This window comes from Rhodococcus aetherivorans (genome assembly GCF_011058165.1).
In the GTDB taxonomy this organism is placed as follows: domain Bacteria; phylum Actinomycetota; class Actinomycetes; order Mycobacteriales; family Mycobacteriaceae; genus Rhodococcus; species Rhodococcus aetherivorans.
In genome coordinates, this window is the sequence record NZ_JAALEG010000177.1 from 1 (window position 1) to 2,993 (window position 2,993).

The 2,993-nt window shown below is 68.7% G+C and carries 2 protein-coding genes; both read left to right on the forward strand.

Annotated features, from left to right (window positions below; translation table 11 throughout):
- Positions 1–91 precede the first annotated feature (91 nt).
- Positions 92–1,141: a tyrosine-type recombinase/integrase gene (locus G6039_RS29920; RefSeq protein ID WP_043797108.1), complete on the forward strand. Its 1,050-nt coding sequence runs from the start codon at positions 92–94 to the stop codon at positions 1,139–1,141.
- Positions 1,138–2,961: a tyrosine-type recombinase/integrase gene (locus G6039_RS29925; RefSeq protein WP_043797110.1), complete on the forward strand. Its 1,824-nt coding sequence runs from the start codon at positions 1,138–1,140 to the stop codon at positions 2,959–2,961. Before G6039_RS29920 ends, G6039_RS29925 begins: the two co-directional genes overlap by 4 nt.
- The last annotated feature ends 32 nt before the right edge of the window (positions 2,962–2,993 follow it).

Genomic DNA, 2,993 nt, shown 5'->3' on the forward strand with positions numbered 1-2,993 from the left:
GTGTTTGATATGCGGGTAATCACTGTGCGATCTCGAGGACTCGACGAGGATCGCGTGTAGGCCTGATTGCCATCCCACCGGAGGAGCCCGCATGACGTTCGTGCCCTGCCTGGTCCGTTCGATGCACGGTGTGGAGATTCGAGCGCTCACCCTCGGGCATCCGCAGCTCGACGACTACCTCGCTTTCGTCGGCGCCCGGGCCAGGTTGAACACGTGGCTGGCCACCGCCTACGACCTGAAGGTGTTCTTCACCGTCGTGACCAAGGAACCGGCGCAGGTCACCACCGCGGACGTGTTTGCGTTCCTCGAGCAACAGCGGGCGCCGCGACTCGGGGAGCGGGTAGTCCGGCTCGAGGACGGTGAGAGCGGACTCGCAGCACGCACGATCGCCCGCCGGTTATCTACTGTCTCAGGTCTTTTCGCCTACCTGACCGCTCGTGGCGATGCCGGGGTGGTGCGCAACCCCGTCCCGCGTGGCCTGTCCAGCCGACAGCCGGGACGCCGCGGGCGTGGTGGGGTGCCGCTGGTGCGGACCCCGCGGAGGTTGCCACGGGTGCTCGGCCCGCACGAGGTGGACGCGGTCTTGACGGCGTTGCGGACCCGCCGCGACACCGCGATGGTGCAGGCGATGCTGCTCGGTGGTCTACGTCGCTGCGAGGTGCTCGGGCTGCGACTCGGCGACGTCAACGCCGGCGAACGCCGACTGTTCATCGCCGACGGCAAGGGCGGGCGGCAGCGAATCGTTCCCGTCTCGTCGCGCTTTTTCGTCGCCCTGGGTGACTATCTGGACGATGAACGGCCGCGCATCTCGACAACCGACCGGGTGTTCGTCGTGCTCAAGGGACCGCGCCGCGGCGGCCCGCTCTCCGCGGCAGGACTCGATGAGATCCTCGCCGGCACCCGGAACCGCGCCGGTCTGGCCCGGCTGACGTGCCACCAGCTGCGGCACACCTGCTTCACCCGGCTGCGGGAGGCCGGGATGGCGCTGGAGGCGATCCAGGCTCAGGCCGGGCATGCCTCGATCGAGTCCACCCGCATCTATCTGCATCTGGCCAACGACTGGCTGGCCGGTGAGTACCTGCGTGCAGCGGCTTCGATTGACGCCCAGATGAACCCGACGGACGTGGGGGTGACCGAATGACCCGCTCACCGCACCGAGGCGAGGTCGAGGAACTGGTTGCCGCCTACCGCGCCGACCTTCTCGCCGCCGGGATGTTCGCCGAGCATCCGGTCACCTCACCGGCTCGGTCGTTCCTGTCCCGAGTGGGCGCCGACGGTTGGTCCGCGCTCACGCTCGCCGAGCAGTGCGCCACCTCGCTCAAGGACCGCCGCGTGGTCGGCTGGCTGATGGTCACCGGTCGGCTGACCCCGACCGCGGACTATCTGGTGCTGGGCCGGCCCTACCTCGGCGAAGTTGCTGCGCGCCACCATGCCTCGTTTCATCGACGGTTCACCGAGACCGCCGCCGAGCTCGGCTTCGACCGCCGCGCCACGGTGCTGCAGTGGTCGGCGGTGACGAAGGTGGCGACGCTGGCAGGGGTGGCGCAGGATCGGCTGAGCAAGGCCGACGTGGACGCCGGACGGGAGCAGATGATCGCCGCGATCCGTCGGCACCGGCCCGACGCGCACGGCGTCCGGGCGCTGACCACCGCCCTGTTCGGTGCCGAGGCCACCCTGTTCCACGCCGGTGTGCTCGACGTGCCGCCGCGCAAGACGCACCCGAACCAGGCCGCGAGCCGCGCCGCCACCTGGGCTGCGGCACCGCCTCGACTGGCCGCGACGTTGCTGGGCTATGTCGAGCAGATGCGACCGTCGTTGCGCCCGGCCACCATCGTCGGTGTCGAGGGGGTGCTGCGGGGGTTCGCGGGGTGGTTGACCCGCGAGGCGCCCGAGGTCGGCTGCGTCGCCGACCTGCGCCGCCGCCATATCGAGGCCTACAAACTGCACCTGACCGACCGGCCGTCGGCCCGCGGTGACCGGCTGTCCAAGACCACTCTCGCCGAACACGTTGGCACCCTGCGTACCTGTTTCGAACGCCTCACTGAGTGGGACGGCGAGGACACCCCCACCGGAGTACTCGTGTTCGCCGGAGACCTGCCCCGCCGCGACGAGCCGCTGCCCCGTTTCCTCGACGACGGCAGGGCGGCCAAGCTGCTGCAGGCCGCCCGCGCCGACCCCGATCCGTTCACCCGGCTCGCCATCGAGTTCCTGGCCCGGACCGGGCTGCGCAAGGGCGAGTTCCTCGACCTCACCGTCGACGCCGTCGTGCAGATCGGCTCCGCCTACTGGCTGCACGTGCCGGTCGGGAAACTGCGCACCGACCGATACATTCCGTTGCACCCACAGCTGAAAGAGATGCTCGACGACTGGCTCGACAAGCGCCCGGCCGGTCTGCGCAGCGACTATCTCTTCCTCGAACGTGGACGCCGGATCACCAAGAATCGGGTGGACCGGGCGCTCGCGACGGTAGCCGCGACGGCGGGCATCGGGCACGTCACTCCCCACCAACTACGACATACCCTCGCGACTCAGGCCATCAACCGGGGCATGTCACTCGAGGCAATCGCCGCCCTACTCGGGCATCGCTCGATGCGAATGACCATGGTGTACGCCAAAATTGCCGACCGCACCGTCGCCGACGAGTACTTCGCCGTCTCCGAGAAGGTCGAGGCGCTCTACGACGCACCCCGCGAACTGCCCGCCGACGACGAGGGCGCCGAGATGCGCAAGCTACGTTCCGAAATGCACCGGCGGATGCTCGGCAACGGCTACTGCGCCCGACCGGTGGGTCTCGACTGTCACTTCGAATCCATCTGCGAATCCTGCACGTTCTTCCAGACCACCATCGAGTTCCGTCCCACCCTGCAGGCGCAGCGCGACGACGCCGCCGACAAGGGCCAACTCGGCCGGCAGAAGATCTTCGACGGACTGCTCACCCGACTCGACCAGTCTGCCTCCTGACACGAAACCTTGACAGGATCACCCGCATAATG

What these genes read in the sequence shown, in the direction of transcription:
- G6039_RS29925 (WP_043797110.1), top strand. Translation starts at nt 1,138, where the DNA reads ATGACCCGCTCACCGCACCGAGGCGAGGTCGAGGAACTGGTTGCCGCC.
- G6039_RS29920 (WP_043797108.1), top strand. Translation starts at nt 92, where the DNA reads ATGACGTTCGTGCCCTGCCTGGTCCGTTCGATGCACGGTGTGGAGATT.